Below are 22,389 nucleotides of genomic sequence, written 5' to 3'. Positions count from 1 at the left end.
ATCTATAGAATCCATACTGTTTTAGGCGCACTGAAAAATTTCAGAGCAAAATTTCAGAGCCCGCTCTCTGCCAGCAGTCAATGCTTGAAGTCAAACCAACCCGTTCAAGCAAGAATTCAAAGCAAATTGTAAAGACCTAGGATACTTCTTCGCGATCGATTTGGCGCAGGTGAATGTGCTTGCGTCCCAGAGAAATTTCAAATTCATCTCCCGGCTGGAGTTCCATCTGCTTGGTGTAGGCAGCTCCAATCAGTAAGTTGCCGTTAGATTGAACGCTAATCCGATAGCTAGCCGAGCGTCCGCCGCGTCCGTTGCCGTTTTGCTTCCCATCAAGCTGAATGCCTTCTGCATCAATCAGCGCATTCAGGAATTTCATCATGTTGACCCGTTCTACGCCGTTCTTGGTAACGGTATAGTAGCCACAGGCTCTAGCTTTTTCTTCCTTGGTAAGATTCTCTAGGTCTTTGACCTTTTTGATCAGATCTTCGCCTTCAAGGGGTTCGATATTTTTCTTTTTAGCCATTTACTGAGTCCTGAAATATTCAAGTGGTGTACGGATTTTTTCTCGGTTGGTTTTTGGTTTGACCAAGAAACTTTAGCTTTATAGCTGGTCGTAAAACTATATTACACCGATCGGCTCAATTGTTAACCACTATTGTCTAAATATTTTTAACAAGGTGGAGTCTTTCTTGAGGAGTAGCTGCCAGGAGCGTGCGAGCAATCTCTAAACTAGGTAGCATAAGCTATCAGCTATCAGCTAGCTGAATATTTGCCCCGCTCTTAAAACCCCATGAAGTTAACCACGCGCGGACACTACAGTGTCAAAGCATTACTGGATCTAAGTTTGCAACCTCGGTTCGGGCCGACATCGGTGAAATCGATCGCGAACCGACAGGAGTTACCCGCTCCATATCTAGAAAAATTGCTGATTGAAATGCGACGAGCCGGTTTAGTCCAATCCGTTCGGGGCTCCCAGGGAGGATATCAATTGGCTCGGGAGCCAGCTCAAATCTCTTTAGGACAAATCTTAGAGGCTGTAGGGGAAACTATTGAACCTTTACCTCGACATTCTCCTGACGCGGCCCAACCAGAGGACTGGGTAACATTCAGTTTGTGGAACCGATTGCACAAAAAACTTGCTGAAGCGCTGTACAGTATTTCCCTCGAAGACTTATACTATGATGTCCGCAGTTGGCAAGCTGCTCTCGGAGAAGAAACTAGCTTTATCATTTAGATGGTAAGTTCATTCATTCGATCGCCAACTCACATGGACGCAACACTTGTTACCTACTCTGGTGGCACACGTTGCGGTGCTGTCCGCTTCACAGTCACGGTTGACAAACACGAAGCATCTGACTGCAACTGCTCTATCTGTAAAAAGAAAGGATTTTTGCACCTGATTGTGCCGCCCGAACGTTTTACCTTGCTCTGCGGGGAAGATGTTTTGACAACCTATACATTTAATACAGGCACTGCTAAACATACTTTCTGCCGGATTTGCGGCATTCACTCGTTCTATCGTCCCCGATCGCATCCCGATCAATTCGATGTCAACGTCCGCTGTCTTGACGACTGTGCCGTTTCCCAATTTCAGATTCTACCCTTTGAGGGTGTTAATTGGGAACAGAACGTACACTTGCTGCACGACGAAAGTAATCTCAGCAGTTAAAATCTGCTCTAAAAAATCACACTCCGCTCGATGTAGCAGCAGTTAAAACAGCAGCTACCCGATCGCTCACTGAGCGATCGCACGGACTATCAAGTTTAACACCATATATAATGATGCCGGATGAATTTACTGTTTTGATTTTAGCTGCGGTATTGGATTATTCGATCGGCGATCCTTGGGGTTGGCCGCATCCCGTGCAGGCGATGGGTTGGGCGATCGACCTTTATACTCGATTTGTCTTTAATATATGGAACAATCCCGCAGACAAAATGCCTCGCTCTGGCGATCGTCGGATTCTCGTCCGGCACCAACTGCTGCTGCGATGTGCTGGTACAATACTAGCGATCGGGCTGATTCTAGGCAGTTATACTGTCAGTTGGTCGATCGTCTTTGCTGCTAGTTGGGTGCATCCTGTTTTAGGCATTGCGCTACAGACCATTTTGCTGGCTAGCTGTTTTGCCGGCCGCAGTTTGAGAGCGGCTGCTGAGGACGTGCTAGCGCCTTTAAATGTTGGAGATTTAGTCAAGGCGCGAGAAAGGTTGAGCCTTTACGTCGGCCGGGATACCGAAAACTTATCCGAGCCAGAAATTCTGCGAGCATTGTTAGAAACTGTAACAGAGAATGCAGTTGATGGCGTGAGTGCCCCGCTATTTTATGGATTAGTTGGGTTCGCTCTGCCGCATCTATTATTAACTGTTATCGATCGACCGATCGCTCCTAACTCGATGTGGGATCTGGCGATCGTTCCCTGTGCGATCGCCTACAAAGCAGCCAGCACATTAGATTCAACCGTCGGCTACAAAGAAGCACCCTACACAGATTTAGGATGGTTTAGCGCCAAACTAGAAGACGCGCTGACATGGATTCCTTGCCGGCTAACAGTGATTACTTTAGCCCTGATATCTGGCAAACCGATCTACGTTTGGCAGATTTGTCAGAGAGATGCTGTTAAAGATGCCAGTCCCAATTCCGGTTGGAGCGAGTGCGCCTACGCCGCCATCTTGGGAGTACAGCTAGGAGGTACAAATTCCTATCGGGGAGTTATCAAACACAAACCGCTGTTAGGGGATCCGATTAGGGCGATCGCACCGCAGCAAATTGACCGAGCATTGCAATTAACTCGCTATTGCTTTCTGATTTGGTTGGCACTATCATTGCTTGTTTATACCTTATTATGTTTTGTTCCCTAACAATAGACCAGACCCGCAGACAGATACAGCCCTCCGACAGGAGTCGGCCAGAGCCAAAAAAGTTTTGACGTTAGTAGTTCTACCCAGATTCATCTATCAAGTCAATCTAAAATCTAAAAATGGAACATCTAAAATCGTTCCACCCCCTGATTCAAAGACGAGCAATTGCACAAATCTTCGATCGATCCTTCAACCGCAGATAATGGCAGATAAACACAGATAAACGCAGATAATTTGCGATGGAGAGCTTGGGAATGCAAGATGTCTCATTTGTCAAGTCTATCTAAAATCTAAAATCTAAAATCTAAAATTGTTCGATTCGCTAACAGCCAACCATTAGCTCCCAGCCCGCAATGACTAAAATTATCGAAATTCTATCCGCAGATGAAGTGAGGCGCACTCTCACCCGCGTCGCTTCCCAGATTGTCGAAAAATCAGGAGCTCCCTCGGAGTTAGTGCTGTTGGGAATTCATACTAGAGGAGTGCCTTTAGCTCAAATGTTGGCAGCTCAAATTGAAGTCCTCGAACAAGTCAAAGTATGCGTGGGCGCTTTGGATATTACTTTTTACCGAGATGACTTGGATCGAGTTGCGATGCGGACACCGGCTAAAACAGAAATTCCTTTCGATTTGACGGGCAAAACGGTAGTGTTGGTAGATGACGTTATATATAAAGGTAGAACAATTCGAGCGGCTTTGAATGCGGTAAACGATTACGGGCGACCGGAGAAAATTTGGTTGGCGGTATTAGTCGATCGCGGACACCGAGAAGTACCGATTCAGCCGGATTTTACGGGTAAAAAGTTGCCGACAGCCAAGGAAGAACAAGTGAAGGTTTACGTGCAAGAACTTGACGGGCGCGACGGAGTGGAATTGATTAAGCGTTGATATCGTTTTCGTTGGCATCGGAATCATAATTTTAGCCCAGGAGCGTGCGAGATCGACGCGCGCGGAGCCAAGATATCTCAGGAAGGAGTCGATCGATCGAATGTCTAGTTTGCCGCGATCGCACGCTCAGACATCAGAAACCGCGTTTCTACGTATATTTCTCGTTACTAAACGTAAAAATTCGTAGAAACCCGGTTTCTCGCCACCCATGCCTCGAGGGAAGAAACCCGGTTTTGGGTTCACGGGGGGAGCATCTTGACTGATATAAAATCGGCAGTGCAGGAGTTGAACCTGCCTGAGGCGAATTAGTTGCCTAAGCATAGAAGTTGCCTCCTATACTCGGCTGCCAAACCGGACGTACACCTTTCGGCGTATCCGGCTTTACGTTAGATGGAATCTGTAATAGACCCCGCATTTTCTAAGTGGATAGCATCGTGGCAGTGTAGGTGAACTAAGGTCTTGTTTGACCTTTTATTGTTGTTCCTATTACCGTCGATGTGATGAACCTCAATGTAATCTTCAGTGGTGAAAAGTTGTTGACAGTGAGAGCATCGACCCTTCTGATTTTTCAACCCGAATCGAATGTCTTTAGGTGTTAATGGGTGGTCGCCTCGACGTGTAACCCAATATACCCAATCTCCGTCATAGGGGCTCCTAGTGCCTTGTACCTTAGTGTAGTGCTTATACTCAAACGAGTACAACATTTCTACTAAGTAAAGACGATCTCCCTCTTTCCATCCAAAGTTCCACGATGATTCCTTGCTTTTGAAGAATATTCGCGAGCAAATATATCCATCCCCTTTTTGAGAAAATTTCTTTCTCCCCCAGTTCAAGTAAACCTTATATAGGTTGTGTTGAACTTTGGAGAATACTTCGTGTGAATGACTTCCACTTTTGAAGTAATTTCCCCAGCCTCTAATGAACCAGTTGAGGCTTTCAATCATTCGAGTTGGCTCTTGGGATTGTCCTTTGTTTAGTAGGGCTTTCAGATGGGATTGAAATTCTTTTATGGATTTATCTGAAGGTAGCACTTTCGTTACCATCTCCAAAGATTCGCCATTAGTCTTCTTTCCTGCCCTGTTTTTCCCTCTAGCAAAGGATTGGATATGGAATCCTAAGAAATTGAAACCCGGCTTTTCTCCTTCATATTCCTCTAATGTGTGGCATATTTTGGTCTTTTGCTCGTTTAGAGAAAGTCCTAGGTTTGCCATCCATTGTTTGGTCTTTTCAAGAGCTGCCTTGATTACTTCTTCCTCTTCGTGGATTATTACGAAGTCGTCGGCATATCTTATTACTCTCGCTTCACAATATTCCTTCATTTTTCCTTTAGGTTGACCTATTCTTGTCTTCCTTGTGGGAAATTCGGAGGAGATATAGCTTTCAAAGCCATGTAGGGCAATGTTTGCTAATAGTGGAGATATGACGGCGCCTTGTGGGGTTCCTGATACTGTCTTATGAAAAACATCGCCTACTAGGACGCCTGATTTGAGCCAAGCTCTTATCTGGGTTTCCATGTCTGGAAAAGTTTTCAGTTTTTGTATCAGAGCCTCGTGGTCAATATTATCGAAACATCCTTTTAAGTCTGCATCTATTAGATACTTGGGCTTTTTTCGGATGCTTAATTCGATTGCCTCTATGGCATCGTGGCAACTCCTACCTGGTCGAAATCCGTAAGAATTCGGTTCAAATAGTGCCTCCCATTCAGGCTCTAGAGCTAACTTTGCTAATGCTTGTTTCGCTCTGTCTTCTATCGTGGGAATGCCTAGAGGACGTTTCTCCTTTTTGCCCGGTTTTGGAATTTCAACTCTTCTTAGAGGGGAGCTTTTACCGTCTAGTCGTAACTGTTCGGCTAGTATTACCCTTTGTTGAGGAGTCAGAGATTTAATCCCGTCAATTCCCGCCGTGCGTTTCCCTTTGTTTTCTTGTGTTACGCGACGAACTGCTACCAGTCTTGCGCTAAACGAAGAAATTAAGGTTTTTTGGAGTTTGACTACGAGTGGTTTATTTCCACTCTTGGATGCTTCGTAAATCTTCGTCTGTAGCTTTATCACCCTTGTCTGGATTTCACTCCATTCAATAGATGACCATTCCGCTTCTAGAGCCTTGGACATAGCCGACCTACGTGATTTACATCTTTCTAACGTTCAATCTTTTGGCGTATCCCACACATTACATGGGGGCTTTTGCTTGAGATTGAATCCTTCACATCTTTGATTTACCTAGCAGGTAATCCCTGTTAAGGGCTTATATCTTAGATGTTTCCCTCTTATCCTTATCGAGCATATATGACGATTTAGGTGCCTGCTTTCTCCAGATGGGATTTATTGGATCGTCTCTAGGGTACTCAAGACCTAGTTTCCTTCCCATGTGTCCTTTTGAACCCAGCGTGTCATTCCATTTTCGCTGGTGCGTCTGACTGGAGTTGGTAATGCAGGTTCACTTTCGTTCACCTTGTCGTCTCCCTCCCCTAATTACTGTGTGTGGATTCACCTAGTAAATGGGTTTTACCTCTAGCTTATAAATCCTGGGTGTTGCTAGTTCCCAGAACCGAGATATGGAGTCCCCAGACGAATATGGGGGATGGAATTGCACCATCATGCTCGATAGGCATCAAGTCGCACTGAGTTCGCTGCCTAAACCGCTCGGCCAACTGCCGTTAGATCGCTAAGCGCGATCGAACTGAAAAGTAGTATAACATAATTTCCCAGTCCGTGCTAAAACTAGAGAACAAAAATCAAAATCTTTTAGATCTGCCGAACCCGCGATCGCCTGCATCACCTCTGTGCTGGAGTCGATCGACTGGAATTAGCAGTTTCTATGATTTGGAATCAACTTATAGGCAATGGCAGTCAACAAGCCACCGTTAAATCGGAGTACCGACTATAACGGGGGCTTGAAAGATAGCCCTAGTAATACGAGTGGGAAGTCCCGCACTCTATCCGTTTACAGGATGAGTGACGGGATGAAAACGAGCAGCAAACAAATTGAGCGATAGCGAATCCATGATAGGCTCGAACTAAGCGGGGATGATAAGAGTAGCCGTGGTGGGCGAACTTTCCGTTGTATAAAGGCTAGACACCACCTATCAGTTTCTCACTGGTAGCCCCAAGATCCCTTTCTTGCCGTAAAAGAGCTGATGGATGGGTGAAAAAATCAACAATTCTACTCCTTGGGACACAGGGAGTCTGCCTCGAAGATAAGTAATTATCTTGCTAGTGAGTACCACCTTCGGGTGAGTAAAACCTACGGAGGGAGGATAAGACCAGCTTAGAGAGGGCTGCGAATAAGGCTCTCCCGTTGAAAGAGGAAGCCCGCACTCTATTTGTTTACAAAATGAGTGTCGGGTATGTCACGTTCTTACCTACGGATGCGTAGCTAGTCCGTAGCTCTAAAACTCTTAGGTTAAACAGTCATTTGGGAGACAGTGCCAAGGGAGAAAGTACCGACCACTAACTTTGTCGAAGCTAACATTACCGGAGCAATCCGAGAGGGAGCAATCCCCAAATTAAACGCCCCACTGAGGCGGGTAAGCGAAAGAACAATATCAGCAGCCTCTATCCTGTAATGTCAGCAGGTATGCCAGGGAGAATAACCACTTTTGAGGCGCAACGGTTTCCTTTTATGGAGATACATAATGCAGTATAGACCCTGGCCTCCCTTTCCTCTCACCGCCAAGCCGAGTACAGCTATGGCGGGAGTCTCCAGGGAGGAAAAAAGGTGAATTCGACGGTAGTGCTGACTCTTATTCTGCTCGGTCTGATGTTTGGAGCAGGTGTGACGAGTTCTGTTTGGGGATTTACTATAGGTCGCGAAGCCTTGAAAGGAACGACTCAACCTGATGTTCGCCCCAGCAACAATGCTGGAAGCGGCAAGCAGGGAAGTGCGACTAGCAAAGACCAAGTGAGTATTTTGAAAGAAAAAGACATTCTCAAAACCGTCAAAGCGCGGGTAGAAGGTCGCGATCCTGACAAAAAAACAGCCGGGACAAATACTAAAGCAGACAAGGCAAGCCCTAAACCAGCCACAGCCAAAAAACCGGCTGCGGCCAATGCCAGCGCCAAGTTTCCTTTGAACAGTCGCGACGGGGGAGTAACTCTGGAAGTGAGCGCCGCCAGCCAGCGCAGCAACTCGATGTTGCTAGACGTGAGCATGAAAAACGAAGGTTCCCAAGCTGTGAGGTTTCTCTACAGTTTCTTGAACGTCACTGACAATCAAGGGCGAGCACTTTCGGCGACTGCTGAGGATTTGCCGGCGGAACTTCCCCCCAACGGGCAGGTGTATTACGGTACGGTGAGTATTCCTACAGCTTTGCTGGAAAATGCTAAGGAAATTTCGCTGACGCTGACAGATTATCCAGGCCAAAAACTCCAGTTGCAAATATCTGGCATTCCAGTGGCAAAGTAATAGCATTGGCGATTGGCGATTGGCGATTGGGAATGACTGATGAATGAAGTGTTTGGAGCAGGGGCTTACAGTTGCATTCTTTTGGAAAATGGTATAAGACAAAAGGAGACAAAACCTCCAGACTGATTCTCAGGTTCGATCGAGAAAGTTGTTCTAGGGAGAATTGTGTCACTTTTAGGGGCTAGAGTTCAGGAGATAGCTGATTTACCTGCGATGAGTTGGGCAGAGGTGCTGTCGCGGTTGCTGTCAGTGCTGCTGCTGATTGCGATCAATGCTTTTTTCGTGACGGCTGAGTTTTCGATGGTGACGGTACGCCGATCGCGCATCAATCAATTAGTCGAGGCCGGCGATGTTCCGGCGATCACTGTTCAATCTTTGATACACAGTATCGAGCGATTGCTCTCGACAATGCAGTTGGGGATCACTCTTTCTAGTTTAGCTCTCGGCTGGATTGGAGAAGATACGATCGCCGTACTGATCCGAATGTCGATCGGCTATTTGCCGCTGCCAATTTATCTCAAATCGGCGATCGCCCATTCTGCCAGCATCTCAATAGTAACTTTTTTCCTGCTAGCTTACCTGCAAATTGTACTCGGCGAAATCCTGCCCAAATCTGTAGCCTTAGTTTATTCCGAACAGCTAGCCAGAAGTTTAGGGCCTCCGAGTTTATTGATTTCCCGCTTGTTCAATCCCTTTGTGTCGTTTCTCAATCAATCCACGCGATCGCTATTGCAGCTTGCGGGAATCGAATACGAGCGCACGCACCAGCCAGTGACGCCCCAAGAACTGCAATTAATTATAGCGACTTCCAGCGAATCAAGCGGGTTGGAAGCAGAAGAGCGAGAATTGCTCAACAACGTGTTTGAATTTGGCGAAGTTTGCGTAGAAGAAGTGATGGTGCCAAGGCCCAGCATTGTGGCACTTCCTAAGACGGCTACCTTTCAAAATTTGCTGGACGAAATGGCGATTTCCAACCATTCCCGCTATCCTGTCACGGGAGATTCTTTAGACGATATTATCGGGATTATTGGCTTCAAACAACTGGCGAAACCCTTAGCTGAAGGTTTGCTATCTCCCGACACGCCGATCGTAACTTGGATTAGTGCGGTGAGATTTGTGCCGGAAATGATGCTGCTGGGGGAATTACTGCCTTTGATGCAGGGTTCGTCGGAAGAAATTGCGATCGTCGTCGATGAATTTGGTGGCATTTCCGGGTTGGTGACGCTGAGGGATTTGATCGCTGAAATTATCGGCCGCACTTACGAATCGCCCGATAACAAAGAGATTGCTTTGCAAGTATTGGACGATCGCACTTTTTTAGCGCAAGCACAGTTAAATGTAGATGATGTCAATCAAATATTAAATTTGGACTTGCAGGTGACAGACGAATATCAAACTCTCGGAGGTTTTCTGAGTTATCAGTTGCAAAGAATGCCGGCTGTCGGGGAAGTTTGGCGCTGCGAAAATGCGGAACTTACGGTGGTTTCTGCGTGCGGGCCCAGGTTGGATCAAATTCAAATTCAGTTGCTGGATGGGGCGGCGCGCGATCGAGTTTTGGGTGAAGTTGCAGCGGCGGGCGGGGAAGTTGGGGGAAAAGGGCGATCGAATAGCGGATTGAAGGGTGCCGCGAAGTTTTCTAGTTAGGATGGTGATGGGGAGGGCGATCGAAATAGCGCAACTCTTTACTTAAAAGAAATTATCTCCGAAGTGTTTAAGTCGATCGCCCTCGATTTTGTGAGAGTTTAGAAGTCACTATTTTCGTTCTGCGTCGAAGGCAAAAAACAAGAACTGTATAAATTCATCGCTACACCCACAACACCACCATATAGGCGTTTGCCACCTCTTAGTGCGGCTTCGTCTGCAGCTCGATACAGAGTGGAATAATCTACACCATGTTCCGGATAGAAAGCTACCCCACAAGGGGCGGGTTCGCCAAGGTATTTGAACCCCGGCATTATCGTGGAGGGGGCGGGTTCGCCAAGGTATTTGAAAAAAACAATAAATCCTATAAACCCGCCCCGGCATTATCGTGGAGGGGGCGGGTTTATGAATCTGTTTGTCCTAGTTGAAATCATTGGTGAACCCGCCCCTACAAGATTTTTGGATGTTTTTTATGAAGCGCTCCCTCACCATAAATAACAATGTATGACATTGCCGTGTCCACAATCCCCGCACCGGACACGGCACTGCCGTTTCCCTACTTCAACTGCTCGAATAAATCCCTCTTTCTTGCAATTGCTGCATAAAAAACTCTTCCAAAGAAGGCTTAGCCAAATTCATCCCAATTAGCTGCCCTCCACTCATGCTCAGACTAGAAATAAACTCCTTCGGACTGCCCTGCAAATGACCGTACCACAAATCATTATCAACTTCCATATCCGGTATCCATTTTTGCAGGATATTCAAATGACCGCCCTTACCTTGAACTCGGTAAGTTTTTGTATTGCCCAAGAGTTCGTCGATCGCACCAGCACAGATTAACTCACCCCGGGCCAAAATTGCCACCCGATCGCAAATCTTCTCCACATCCGACAGTACGTGCGAATTAAAAAAAATCGTTTTTCCTTGATTTTTCAGCGATAAAATTATCTCCCGCATCTGATAGCGCCCCATCGGATCTAAACCCGACATCGGCTCATCTAAAAATACCACATCGGGATTGTTAATCAAAGCTTGAGCCATGCCGATCCGTTGCAGCATTCCCTTAGAATACTGGCGCAACTGTTTTTTAATTGCCGCCGATTGAGATAGCCCGACTAAATCTAGCAAATGCGGAATTCGCTGCCGCTGAATCGAGGCGGGAATTTCAAACAAGCCCGCCGCAAATTGCAAGAATTCCCAGCCCGTGAGATAATCGTAAAAGTAGGGATTTTCTGGCAAGTAGCCGACTCGCCTCTTCACAGCGCGATCGCCCAAAGGCCTCCCCAACAACAGCGCACTGCCAGAAGTCGGCCGCACTATCCCCAGCAAAGTCTTCAGCAGCGTAGTTTTCCCCGCTCCATTCTGTCCTAACAGCCCGAAAGTTTCCCCCTCACAAACAGTCAGAGTGCAACTTTTGAGCGATTCAATCTTTTCGTTCATCCAGAAGCCTGTACGGTAAAACTTCCCCAAATTAAATGTTTCCACGACAGGGGTAGCTCCGGGTCTCTCGGTGGGAGTTGGCGCATCTATAACAGGTTCCATTTTCGTCATATAAATAAGTAGCACCTGATTATATTCTAATACGCTTGGGTTAAGTCCGATCCCCCCTAGCCCCCCTTGAGAAAGGGGGGGACAAGAGTATTCTCAAAGTGGGTCTTCGATCGGGGGATGCTGCAAGGGATTTCCGGGCAATAAACAGTCTTATCTGAAGCGTACTGGATTATATTCTATTGCATAAGTTTAGTCATAATTGCTCTTTTTAATGTTAAACTAAGATTAGCTGCACTTAAAATTTTGTGAATATGGAACGTTCAAAAATTATTGCTATTATCACCGGCGCGATTTCTCTAATTTTAGCAGTGGCTTACCTGCTGCTCGTCACAGTCTTGGACTTCCGAGGCGAAATGCTGCCCGCACCTCAAAGTCAGTTGCCAGTCTCGCTGCCACTTCAGCAATTAGCCACTGCTAACCCGACTTTGCGAGTACATTAGTTATTGGTTATTGGTTATTGGTTATTGGTTATTGGTTATTGGTTATTGGTTATTGGTTATTAATCATTGCAATAACAACTAACAACTAACAACTAACAACTAACAACCAACAACCAACAACTACCAACTATAGCGGTTCTCAAGCATAGTGAGGTATGCTTGCGTGCCCACGGAGGCCTAGGCCCACGGAGCCCACGGAGCCCTAGGCCCTAGGCCCAGTCGTCCGCGAATATGAGAGCTTGAAAAGCTATAACTAATACACATGAATTGCTTTCATCATGTGATATGCAACTAGCAACTGCGTCAAAGCTAGCGGGTAACTTTGCAAAACTTCGCCAGTTGTGCCGATTAATTTGCCAATTTCCGGGTTGCCTTGGGCGCTGCAAAATCCGCGGAGGTGCGGCATTTCGTTGCACAAAATCTTTTCCAGTTCGCTTACTTGCTCGCTGGTAGCGTGGGAATCTACTTCTAAAACATCTACTGGTTTGCCCATATCGCGATCGAGTCCCAAGCGAATTGCAGGTTGCAAATTATCGCTACCTTGAGCTAAAATTTCAGTAAAATCGGGGTGAGGAATTGTCGGTCTCAGCACTAAACGGACGCTCAAATTTGATTCTTTGTCTGCTTCTGCCGGGTAAAAACTAACTACAACATCGGCAAATTTGCGCTGGGGGCGAATATAATTTTCTGAATCCGGTTCCCGCTTTTCCATTTCTGCAAGTACCTGTTCTTCGGTATAACCGCGCTTCATAATATCGCGCTTAACTTTCCACTGAGTTCGCAACTCTTCGGGGGGAGCAAGATATACTTTTACGTCGTAAGAATCGCGGATGGTTCGGGTTGAGTAACCCAGCAAACCTTCAACTATTACAAATTTTCCCGGCTTGATGTATTCCGGCGGATCGAATGTACCTGAGTGGTGGTTGTATATGGGTTTGAGTATTGCTTGGCCTGTACGCAGCAGGCTGAGGTGCTGCTGCATGATGTCGAGGTAATTGCAGTCGGGATGCAGTGCTGTGATCCCGATTTCGGCGCGCTGCTTTCTGTCGTACCTATGATAGTCGTCTGTGCAAATCACGGTGACATTTTCTGGCCCCAATACTTGGGCAATTCCCCGCGTCAGGGTGGTTTTGCCTGCTGCGCTGTCTCCGACAATACCGAGAATGATTGGTCGATCGCTCATTGTTTTTACCCGGACGGACAATAGCAAATTTTTGGTTAATTTTAAATCTTATCAAAATTGTACTCGATTCGATCGCTAATCCCATGGTTTGACTTGCTCCCCTCCGGAATCTCCCCAATGTGTAAATTTTTTGTATTATTTCTTAATAAATTTCTGCATCGAAGTCTCACAGAGCATCTGATAAAAAAATCGCGCCCATTGCTCGATCGCCCGCCATGTCGATCGTACTTTTAAATCCGGCTATACTCAGAATTTCGGGGAAATTAGCCCCGCCAACTGTCCCGATCGTCTATGAGTGTAGTGCAAATTGCAGCAGCTTTGGAAATAGTGCGATATGTTTGGTTTCAAAACGGGTAGCAAGCAGTCAATCCACTAGCCAGTCAATCAATCGACACGGAGGGCGATCGAATTTACCCGCAACATGAAGTTTTAGCCAAAGCTTTCGCCCGGCCTGACAAATTAGTATACATTTGAGTCAAGGAGCCATTCCTACATCAAAAATAGGGTCGATCGCTCTTTCTACCCTGCTGCAACAAGTAGTTTTATGAAAAAAAGGTTTCAACGCACCGTGCGTAAGTTTTGAATTTAAACCAATCTTAAGTTTAACTAACTTTCTAGCAAGCTGATGAATGAATTATCTTTTGAAAAATTTAGGGGCAGTATTTTAATTGTTGACGACAATCTTAACAATTTAGCGCTACTGGAGCGGATATTATCGAGGAAAGGCTATGAAGTACGACTTGCATCTAACGGCCAACTGGCGCTCGATTCTGTGGATTTGGCTCAGCCTGACTTAATTTTGCTAGATATTATGATGCCCGGTATGGATGGCTATGAAGTTTGCAGTCGCTTGAAAGCTAGCGATCGCACTCGCGGCATTCCCATTATTTTTCTGAGTGCTTTGGTAGAACTTTCTAATAAACTGAAAGCCTTTAATGCTGGCGCCGTGGACTACATTACTAAACCTTTTGAAGCCGTAGAGGTGGTGGCTAGGGTTGAAAATCAATTGCGGCTGAGGGAACTCGAACTGCAACTGAGGGATAAAAATAAGATGTTACAGCAGGAAATTGCCTTTCGGGAAGAGGCAGAAATTGAAACGCGGTTGCTGTTGGAAACAACCAAATTTCAGAAAGAAGAAATTGAAGAATTGCTATTAAATATTTTGCCTAAACCGATTGCCGATCGCTTGCAGGAAGGACAAAGCATAATTGCTGACAGCTTTTCGGATGTCAGCATTTTATTCGCAGATTTGGTGGAATTTACGAATTTTGCATCTCAAAAAAGTGCGACTGAAACAGTAAAAGTTCTCAATCAAATTTTTAGTCAATTCGATCGGTTATCGTTAGAACACGGTTTAGAGAAAATCAAAACTATTGGTGATGCTTACATGGTAGTCGGCGGTTTGCCCCAAGCGCAGGAAAATCACGCTGCGGCGATCGCCCAAATGGCACTCGATATGCAAGCTGCTGTCGCTAGCTTCAATCTCAAACACAATCACAGCTTTAGTCTCCGCATTGGCATAAATATTGGTGCGGTGGTGGCGGGAGTCATTGGTTTAACTAAATTTAGTTACGATTTGTGGGGAGATACAGTGAATGTTGCTCACCGGATGGAATCAAACGGTATTCCGGGAGAAATTCAGGTGACTGCTGCGGTTTACGAGCGTTTGAAAGATAAATTTTCCTTTAAAATGCGCGGTGCTATTGAGATTAAAGGTAAAGGAGAAATGATGGCTTATTTGTTGCTCGGGCGAAATTAGTCATTGGTCATTAGTCATTGATCATTAGTCATTAGTCATTGGTGATTAGTCATTAGTCATTAGTCATTGGTCATTAATCAGGAGTCATTAGTCAGTAGTCATTAGTGCTGTCCCCGCGATCGAACGTTATTAGTGAAGTGAAGTGAAGTCAAGTGCAAGCAGTTACCAATTACCAATTACCAATTCCCAATTCCCAATTACCAATTCTCATATATTAGATTTACTGAATTATGAAAAGTATTTTTAGGCACACAGCGTTGCCGTATTCATACGCAAAAAATCAGTGTTTTGCATTCATTTCAGGCATTTAATATTAACCGCATAAATTTATACGTAAGTAACCCACTCTAATCCCGATCGTCCCAGTATAAAATATTATTCCGTAGCAGCTCAGTGGAATTTTAGATCGAAAGCTCGAAAATTCTGCTGTTTATGCCCTAAGATAGATACACTAACTATTTTCAAGTTAATGTCTGGCTTGGGGTCAGCGAATATGGATGCAACAGTAGATGTAGTACATTTGACGGCCGTAATGCCTGGATATCGCCCGATCGCGCAATTTTACACCGATTTATTCAACCGCTTTCGGGGCGGTTCGATAAATCCGCAAACCCGCCTGTAGCAAACCCTTGCAGTTTCCAAACCGGCGCGCAACAACCAAAAATCTCGATATTCCGGGTACAATTCCTGCCCGCAGTATAAAAGCCTACGCCCGCAGTTACCTATTTCTTGTGGACTTCCGCGAGGCGGTTGTGCCAGAATGCGATCGAGTTGGATCGGTGACAGTTAATTGCATTGCTCGAAATAGTCATCAAACAAACAGATATTCAAGGGCGAAATGGAAAGGAGGTGAGTTATTTTAAAATATATGAAAGATTTCTATCGGGTAACTTTTATTGATAGTAACCTGCCAGATAAAACGGATAAGATTTAGCATAAATAGACGCCGGGTTGATAATATTCCAGCCGCAATCCGAAGCTGATAGAGAGGGGGATGCTAACAAGATTTATGGGAAAATTGTGTTGCAATGCTAGTAACTATGATGCACAACTTTTACGATGCTCTGGCACATTTAGCTATCTATGAAGATGCCGCACCGACCAAGCGAAAACAAATCCTCAAACGTGTTTTTGTAATTCAAAAAAAACTCAAAGAATTCGCGCACCGTAACCCGAATAGTTACCAGCACAAATTCAATCTGGTTGAGGCAGAATGGCTTCGCGTTTTGGGGAAGACTACAGAAGCAATGGAACTTTACGATCGAGCTATTGCCGGAGCTAAAGCTAACGATTTTTTGAATGAAGAAGCTCTTGCTTGCGAACTCGCTGCTAAGTTTTACCTGTCATTGGGAAGAGAAAAAATTGCTCTTGTCTACATGATAGACACCTATGATTGCTATGTACGCTGGGGAGATAGAGCCAAAATTGATGACTTAGAAAAATGCTATCCTCAATTGTTGTCAGCGATTTTGCAGCCTGCTAAACTCACTACAGATTCATTAGCAACTTTCGCGATACCTGTCAAACAAAATCAATCTATACCTTCATTGATTAATCCGTCTGTGTCGGCGACAGTCTCAGATTTCGGGAATTTTTCAACTTTGCTAAAAGCTTGTCAAGCGCTTTCTAGTGAAAGAGATTTGGATCAACTAATTGCCAAATTGATACAACTGGCGATGAGAAATACAGGTGTTGAGAAAGCAGTGCTGATTTTGCAAAACGGCAATCAATGGGAAGTTGCTGCTGCAAGAGCGATCGACAATTTGGGCGTCGATCGGGCGATCGACTTATCATCCGCAACACTCGATGAAAACAGCGATATCCTGCCCCTAAAAATTGTTAAGTGCGTTAAAGAATTATTAAAACCTGTGATTTTGCGGGACATCCCTCAACAATGCGATTGGGATTGGGACTCCTACATCCTCAAATACCAACCGAAGAGCCTGTCGTGTTTGCCGATTCTCGATCGAGACAAATTAGTCGGCATTTTGTATCTAGAAAATCTGTTAACTGCAAAAGTTTTTACGCGCGATCGGCTGCAACATCTCAATCTCCTGTGTTCTCAAGCAGCCATCAGTTTGTCAAATGCTCTGCTATATAAAAGCTCTCAGGATTACAGCCAACAATTAGAGCGAATGCTAACAAAAGTCAGCCGAACTGAAGCTCAGCTTGCCGAGCAAAAACAAATGCTGCAAGCGATTCTTGATGTCGCTCCGATTTGGATTTGGATGGTTAATACTCAGGGAAAAGTACAGTTTTTTAACAACACATTTTGTCAAGATGTGGGCGTGCCCCTGAGCGCTTTCCTAGCTGTGGATCATTACAAAGAGATACTGGGAGAGGATGCAGCCGGGTGTATGACTTCAGATGCCGCCTGCCTTGCCCAAGATTCGCCCCATTACTCCAGCGAAACTCTCACACTTGCTGACGGAAAACAACACTATTTAGAAGTCACGAAAGTGCAGTTAAAAAATTACGAGGGCGAGACGATCGGGATTATTGGTTTGGGTGTTGATGCCACCGAGCGCAAGCACTCAGAAGAGCTTTTGCAAGAACAAAATAAACAGCTAGAACAAACCTTAAAAGATTTAAAACAAGCCCAATTGCAACTCGTGCAAAACGAGAAAATGTCGGCTTTGGGTAATTTAGTCGCCGGAGTCGCCCACGAAATTAACAATCCTATTGGGTTTATTTCGGGCAATTTAAGCGAAGCTAAAAGAAGTTTCGGGGATGTTATAGAACACTTAGAATTGTATCGCTCCGATGCACCCAAATCGGAAATTGCCGACCATGCCGAAGAGATAGATCTCGATTATCTCTTGGAAGATTTACCGAAGATGATTGATTCCATGCAAGTCGGGTGCGATCGCATTTCCAGCATCAGCACCAGCCTCCGCACCTTTTCGCGAGGTGACAAAGACTACAAAGTTCCTTTTAATATTCACGAGGGCATTGATAGCGCCCTTTTGATTTTGAAACACCGTCTCAAAGCCAACGAACACCGCCCGCAGATCGAAGTTACCGCTAAATACGGCAGTCTTCCTAAAATCGAATGTTTTCCCGGTCAATTGAATCAAGTTTTTATGAACTTGCTTGCCAATGCGATCGATGCCTTAGAAGAATCAAATTTAGGACGCAGTTTGAACGAAATTGCCGTCAATCCCAACCGGATCGCGATTTGCACTTCTCTACTGGGAGATGAACACATTAAAATTACAATTGCTGATAACGGAACCGGGATGTCAGAAGAAGTTAAAAAGCAGATATTCGACCATTTGTTCACGACGAAAGGTGTCGGCAAAGGAACGGGATTGGGGTTGGCAATTGCCCATCAGATTGTGGTAGAAAAACATGGCGGCACTATCGAGGTGGAGTCGGAGTCTGGAGTTGGCACTGAGTTTGCGATCGTTTTGCCTGTGAGAGGATAAATTATATAGCCTTTCGAGCGAAACATGAGGTATGACTGGGCATAGGGCATAGGGCATAGGGCATAGGGCATAGGGCATAGGGCTTACGACATACCTCACTTTTTTGAGAACCGCTATAATTACAATCAAATATTTTTTGGGCGATCGCGTGATAAAATCTAATTTTACCAGTCAATTCTATTGGAGGGTTTTTTAAATGCCCTACAGCCAATTTAGGCTCGAACAAATCAAGTCAGAATTTGGAATAACTCTCTGCGAGCAATTCGGACTTTTTGCAGAGATTCCAGATGTGAGCTACAGCCAGTTTTTGTCCGAAACCCTAGAGTACAATATTCCGCTAGCTTTGGCAATTAACTCGGAAAAATCTCGGTCTGAAATGATTGTAGCGCCAATCTTGATTGAACTCAGAAAACAATTTGACAATGGAATAGGCTTATTTTCAGGAAAAGATTTTACGGTAGATAGCCTGAGAGGTTTAAACGGATTTTGCGATTTCCTGATTAGCAAATCGCCGGAACAGTTAATTATCGAAGCGCCCGTTATTGCTTTAGTCGAAGCGAAAAATGATAATATAGAATCTGGTTTGGCTCAATGTATGGCTGAAACGATCGCAGCTCAGTTGTTTAACCAACAAAAAGGTAATGAAATTAAGAAGGTTTACGGAGTTGTGACAACGGGCAGTCTGTGGAAATTTATGCAGCTAGAAGAGCAAACTATATCTATCGATATAAATGAGTATTTTGTGGGCAATCCTGGCAAAATTATCGGTATTTTGAGAAGTTTTATTGAATAACCTTGTACAATTTGTTTGTAGTGAGGACTTGAGTCCTCGGATTGATGCGGACTGAAGTCCGAACGATCAAACCTTTTCTAATTTACTAAGTTGGTAAGTTCAATTTGATTATTTGTCCAACTGATACTTCGTGTTTGTGAGTTGCTACTACCACGGCGCCTTCTAATCGCGGATCGTAACATCCAACCCAAGCGGCAGGATGGCATTCGTGCACTAAATACCCGTACAGCCAAATTGCTCCTCTACCTTCTATGACAATTCCTTGGCTGAATTGAACATTTTGAGGGATTTTCAAACCTTGTAAATCTTCGGGTGTGATAATACCGTCTTGAGTTGTAATTCGCAAGCGTAAATGTTGGTAGGCTAAACCGTCTTGAGTTTGATTGGGGATTATTGTTAATTCAATAGGATTCATTGGATGCACAAATGTTGAATGCGGTTGTAAGGAAGTTCGGCAACGGATTCTGTAACGGATGTAACGGATGTAACGGATAGAAGGAAGTTCGGCAACGGATTCTGTAACGGATGTAACGGATGGAAGGAAGTTCGGCAACGGATTCTGTAACGGATGTAACGGATGTAACGGATAGAAGGAAGAAGGCTTATAGTAGCTCGTTTTTCAGCTATCTGTATTTGACTTTTAATTAGGTGGATTTAGTTAAAATCATATACCTTTTTAGGGTAAATTGGCAATTCGATCGCCCACCTTCAATCCCAACTCGGCCGCCCTGCCACCTTTGAGCTCGATCACTCCGTCAACGGGAACATCGGGGCCGTAGTTGGGGCAGGCGTCGCTGAAACAGGGCGGTACGTTGGGAATTATCGCCTGCACGATGCCTTCGCGCAGAAAAATCATATCGAGATCGATTTGCACGTTTCTCATCCAGAAACGCACGTTTCGCGCTGGGGCGATCGGGAACAGCATTCCCCTGTCATCGGGCAATTCTGTGCGAAACATTAACCCAATTGCTTGTTCTTGGGGAGTTTTTGCCACTTCTAGCCCGATCGCGCCCGCGCCCACAATCGCATTCACCGAAACTGGCAAAAGTTGACCCGTATCTATCCCGCCAAACAGCGATATAAAGTTGGATTCAGTCAGATTAAATCTTCCCGAAATGACTCCTAAATAGTTGCCAGAATTTTTATTTTGCATCACAGTTTGGTTATCAGAAACAGAAATATTCAAATCGCTAAACTTTATGCCTTCTGTCAAGACAATTTTATCATTGCCGCTGCCAAAATCTGCAATTACATCGGCTTGGGCGACAGTAGGTGCAGGGGATGTATTTTCTAGCACAAATAAATCATCGCCGGCGCCTCCTGTCAAGATATCTTTGCCTTCGCCGCCGATTAGCAAATCGTTACCCCGATCGCCATTAATCGCATCTTCACCTTGTCCTCCATAGATTGTATCGCTACCCTGGCCTCCAAACAGCGTATCGGCGCCTTCGTTTCCGGCGATCGAGTCATTGTCGCGATCGCCAAAAATTAGGTCGTTCCCCGCCAAACCTTGAACAGTGTCATTCGCCGCAAATCCTCTCATCGTATCGTTTCCGGGAGTTCCCAGGAGAAAATCGAAGCCGAAAGTACCGCCGATGTTAACCATTTTGCGTTTAATGATGCGTTTCATAAGAGGAAGATTTGGCGATCGGCATCCGCCAACCGGTACCAAAAGCTCGATCGCTAATTTTCAAACCCGGGGCTGCTTGTCGCCGTTTAAACTCCGATTGCCTGACTAATTTTACTACAGGTTTAACCACCGCAGCATCGTGTCCCGCAGCGATGATTTGTTGGACAGATTCGTGATTTTCTATTAACCGCTGCAAGATGTCATCCAAAACATCGTAAGCAGGCAAAGAATCTTGGTCAACTTGTCCCGGTTTCAGTTCAGCACTCGGCGCTTTATTGATAATATTAACTGGAATAATTTCTCGATCCGAGGACGGGGGTACAGCCCCTACATATCCGCCCGCATTCAGCCACCGACAAAGGGAATAAACGCGAGTTTTCGGTACATCGGAAATGACTGCCAATCCGCCATTCATATCGCCGTAGAGAGTGCAGTAACCCACCGACATTTCCGACTTATTGCCAGTGGAAAGCAGCAAATGTCCGAACTTGTTAGAAATCGCCATCAACAGATTGCCGCGAATGCGCGATTGAATATTTTCCTCGGCAATCCCGAAAGTGGTATTGAGAAACAAATCGGCAAGAGTGCGATCGTAAGTTTTCATCAAATCGCCGATCGGCAATAGTTCGATCGCAATTCCGAGATTTCGGGCTAACTCCAAAGCATCATTAACCGAATGATCCGAACTGTAAGGAGAAGGCATCAGCACCCCCAGCACATTTTCGGGCCCGATCGCGCAACTGGCGATCGCCGCCACCAAAGCCGAATCTATCCCGCCACTCAAACCAAGTACAACCTTAGAAAAACCGCATTTGCGAACATAATCTCGGACTCCCAAAACCAAAGCAGCCCAAATTTCCGCATCCCCGAATGGCGGTTCAAAACTTAAATCAGTTGTGGAAATTAAATCACTTGTGGAACGGGCATCTTGCCTGTTCCCACCCCCGAGCAAATCTTGTTTGTTTTCATCATATTCCAGCACTGCAAAATCAGTTTCAAAAGAAGCCAATACTTGAATCAAATTCCCCTGACGGTTCACCGCAAAACTGCTACCATCAAAAATAATATCATCATTTCCCCCTACCTGATTAGCGTAAACAATCGGTATTCCTGAACGGATGACACTGTGCTGCAACATCGCCGATCGCACTCCCCGCTTCCCGACAGAATAAGGCGATGCCGACAAATTCACAACTAAATCCACGCCCAATTTTGCCAAATCGGAAATAGGATCGCCCGCGTAACTGCGTTTACCCCAAAACTCCTCATTGTTCCACAAATCCTCACAAATTGTCACGCCAATTTTGAGTTCGCCAATAGTAAAGTAACGGCTGCTTTTTCCCGGTTCAAAATATCTATCTTCATCAAATACATCATAGGTAGGCAACAAGCGTTTATGAAAAACTTGTTGAACTGCGCCATTTTGCAACAAAACAGCGCTGTTAAACAATGACTTTCCGCCTAATTTAACACCCTCAATATTAAGTATGGGAGTGCCGACAATGACTGCCAACTCCGGCGGCAAAGCTCGCGCCAGTTGCTGCAACTGTGCGCTTGCCGCTGCAATGAAACTCGCATCCATCAACAAATCGCGGGGCGGATAACCCAGCAGGGAAAGTTCCGGTGTTAGCAATAAGTTTGCGCCCTCAATCTGCGCTTGTTTCGCCGCCTCCAGAATTAGGTTGGAGTTGCCACAGATATCACCAATAGTAGGGTTGAGTTGTGCGATCGCAATTTTCATATTACCAAATCACTTAATAAATCTTGCTAGCAGTCCGCGCGGGCGGACTCAATTTCCTATACTCCTAGATTTG

The 22,389-nt window shown here is 45.3% G+C and carries 18 protein-coding genes; 11 read left to right on the top strand and 7 right to left on the bottom strand.

The features are described from left to right. Nucleotides 1-136: 136 nt before the first annotated feature. On the bottom strand, nucleotides 137-523 hold the full coding sequence (locus JGK39_RS18435) for an AbrB family transcriptional regulator (protein ID WP_293157313.1): 387 nt from the start codon (nucleotides 521-523) through the stop codon (nucleotides 137-139). A gap of 267 nt (nucleotides 524-790) precedes the next feature. Between JGK39_RS18435 and JGK39_RS18430 the strand changes: the two genes are divergently transcribed. The 4 genes from JGK39_RS18430 (at nucleotide 791) to pyrR (ending at nucleotide 3,746) form a co-directional block, all read left to right on the top strand. Continuing rightward, entirely contained in the window at nucleotides 791-1,234 is a 444-nt protein-coding gene (locus JGK39_RS18430) for an Rrf2 family transcriptional regulator (RefSeq protein WP_293251969.1), read from the top strand. Between the two features lie 33 nt (nucleotides 1,235-1,267). Continuing rightward, nucleotides 1,268-1,669 (top strand): GFA family protein, encoded by a 402-nt coding sequence (locus JGK39_RS18425; RefSeq protein WP_293252298.1) that lies wholly within the window; start codon nucleotides 1,268-1,270, stop codon nucleotides 1,667-1,669. Between the two features lie 110 nt (nucleotides 1,670-1,779). Then, a complete protein-coding gene (gene cbiB / locus JGK39_RS18420) occupies nucleotides 1,780-2,859 on the top strand; it encodes an adenosylcobinamide-phosphate synthase CbiB (RefSeq protein ID WP_293251967.1) in 1,080 nt (359 codons plus the stop codon). A 353-nt stretch (nucleotides 2,860-3,212) separates the two neighbouring features. Beyond that, nucleotides 3,213-3,746: a bifunctional pyr operon transcriptional regulator/uracil phosphoribosyltransferase PyrR gene (gene pyrR / locus JGK39_RS18415; protein ID WP_293251965.1), complete on the top strand. Its 534-nt coding sequence runs from the start codon at nucleotides 3,213-3,215 to the stop codon at nucleotides 3,744-3,746. Between the two features lie 386 nt (nucleotides 3,747-4,132). Here pyrR and ltrA read toward each other — a convergent pair whose 3' ends face one another. Further along, nucleotides 4,133-5,857 (bottom strand): group II intron reverse transcriptase/maturase, encoded by a 1,725-nt coding sequence (gene ltrA / locus JGK39_RS18410; protein WP_293251963.1) that lies wholly within the window; start codon nucleotides 5,855-5,857, stop codon nucleotides 4,133-4,135. A 1,648-nt stretch (nucleotides 5,858-7,505) separates the two neighbouring features. On the opposite strand from ltrA, the gene JGK39_RS18405 reads away from it, so the two are divergent. Both JGK39_RS18405 and JGK39_RS18400 read left to right on the top strand, forming a co-directional pair. Continuing rightward, nucleotides 7,506-8,150, top strand: a complete 645-nt coding sequence (locus JGK39_RS18405; protein WP_293252296.1) for a hypothetical protein — start codon at nucleotides 7,506-7,508, stop codon at nucleotides 8,148-8,150. 213 nt (nucleotides 8,151-8,363) lie between these two features. Beyond that, complete coding sequence (locus tag JGK39_RS18400; RefSeq protein ID WP_293252294.1) at nucleotides 8,364-9,794, top strand: hemolysin family protein; 1,431 nt, start codon at nucleotides 8,364-8,366, stop codon at nucleotides 9,792-9,794. 558 nt (nucleotides 9,795-10,352) lie between these two features. Here JGK39_RS18400 and JGK39_RS18395 read toward each other — a convergent pair. Further along, nucleotides 10,353-11,333 carry an ABC transporter ATP-binding protein gene (locus JGK39_RS18395; protein ID WP_293252292.1) on the bottom strand — a complete coding sequence of 327 codons (981 nt, stop codon included), beginning with the start codon at nucleotides 11,331-11,333 and terminating at the stop codon, nucleotides 10,353-10,355. A 260-nt stretch (nucleotides 11,334-11,593) separates the two neighbouring features. On the opposite strand from JGK39_RS18395, the gene JGK39_RS18390 reads away from it, so the two are divergent. Next, nucleotides 11,594-11,782 carry a hypothetical protein gene (locus tag JGK39_RS18390; RefSeq protein ID WP_293251961.1) on the top strand — a complete coding sequence of 63 codons (189 nt, stop codon included), beginning with the start codon at nucleotides 11,594-11,596 and terminating at the stop codon, nucleotides 11,780-11,782. 253 nt (nucleotides 11,783-12,035) lie between these two features. Here the strand turns inward: JGK39_RS18390 and JGK39_RS18385 are convergent, their stop codons facing one another. After that, entirely contained in the window at nucleotides 12,036-12,965 is a 930-nt protein-coding gene (locus tag JGK39_RS18385) for a phosphoribulokinase (RefSeq protein ID WP_293251959.1), read from the bottom strand. A 625-nt stretch (nucleotides 12,966-13,590) separates the two neighbouring features. Between JGK39_RS18385 and JGK39_RS18380 the strand changes: the two genes are divergently transcribed. From JGK39_RS18380 to JGK39_RS18365, 4 genes are all read left to right on the top strand, one after another. Beyond that, nucleotides 13,591-14,724, top strand: coding sequence for an adenylate/guanylate cyclase domain-containing protein (locus JGK39_RS18380; protein ID WP_293251957.1), 1,134 nt, complete (start codon nucleotides 13,591-13,593; stop codon nucleotides 14,722-14,724). Between the two features lie 493 nt (nucleotides 14,725-15,217). After that, nucleotides 15,218-15,346 (top strand): hypothetical protein, encoded by a 129-nt coding sequence (locus JGK39_RS18375; RefSeq protein WP_293251955.1) that lies wholly within the window; start codon nucleotides 15,218-15,220, stop codon nucleotides 15,344-15,346. 406 nt (nucleotides 15,347-15,752) lie between these two features. After that, complete coding sequence (locus JGK39_RS18370; RefSeq protein WP_293251953.1) at nucleotides 15,753-18,152, top strand: ATP-binding protein; 2,400 nt, start codon at nucleotides 15,753-15,755, stop codon at nucleotides 18,150-18,152. 196 nt (nucleotides 18,153-18,348) lie between these two features. After that, nucleotides 18,349-18,945, top strand: a complete 597-nt coding sequence (locus JGK39_RS18365; protein WP_293251951.1) for a hypothetical protein — start codon at nucleotides 18,349-18,351, stop codon at nucleotides 18,943-18,945. An 85-nt stretch (nucleotides 18,946-19,030) separates the two neighbouring features. Here JGK39_RS18365 and crn3 read toward each other — a convergent pair whose 3' ends face one another. The 3 genes from crn3 to JGK39_RS18345 all read right to left on the bottom strand — a co-directional run bounded on the left by crn3 (nucleotide 19,031) and on the right by JGK39_RS18345 (nucleotide 22,316). Continuing rightward, nucleotides 19,031-19,360, bottom strand: coding sequence for a CRISPR-associated ring nuclease Crn3/Csx3 (crn3, locus tag JGK39_RS18360; protein ID WP_293251949.1), 330 nt, complete (start codon nucleotides 19,358-19,360; stop codon nucleotides 19,031-19,033). 261 nt (nucleotides 19,361-19,621) lie between these two features. Beyond that, complete coding sequence (locus tag JGK39_RS33645) at nucleotides 19,622-20,575, bottom strand: DUF192 domain-containing protein (RefSeq protein ID WP_366048916.1); 954 nt, start codon at nucleotides 20,573-20,575, stop codon at nucleotides 19,622-19,624. Then, nucleotides 20,559-22,316: an NAD+ synthase gene (locus JGK39_RS18345; protein ID WP_293251947.1), complete on the bottom strand. Its 1,758-nt coding sequence runs from the start codon at nucleotides 22,314-22,316 to the stop codon at nucleotides 20,559-20,561. The genes JGK39_RS33645 and JGK39_RS18345 overlap by 17 nt, the downstream gene beginning before the upstream one ends. Between the last annotated feature and the right edge of the window lie 73 nt (nucleotides 22,317-22,389).

Source organism: Microcoleus sp. PH2017_12_PCY_D_A (assembly GCF_020738565.1).
GTDB lineage: Bacteria > Cyanobacteriota > Cyanobacteriia > Cyanobacteriales > Microcoleaceae > Microcoleus.
The sequence above is the reverse complement of the archived record's forward strand: the minus strand, read 5'-3'. Positions and strand labels throughout refer to the sequence as shown.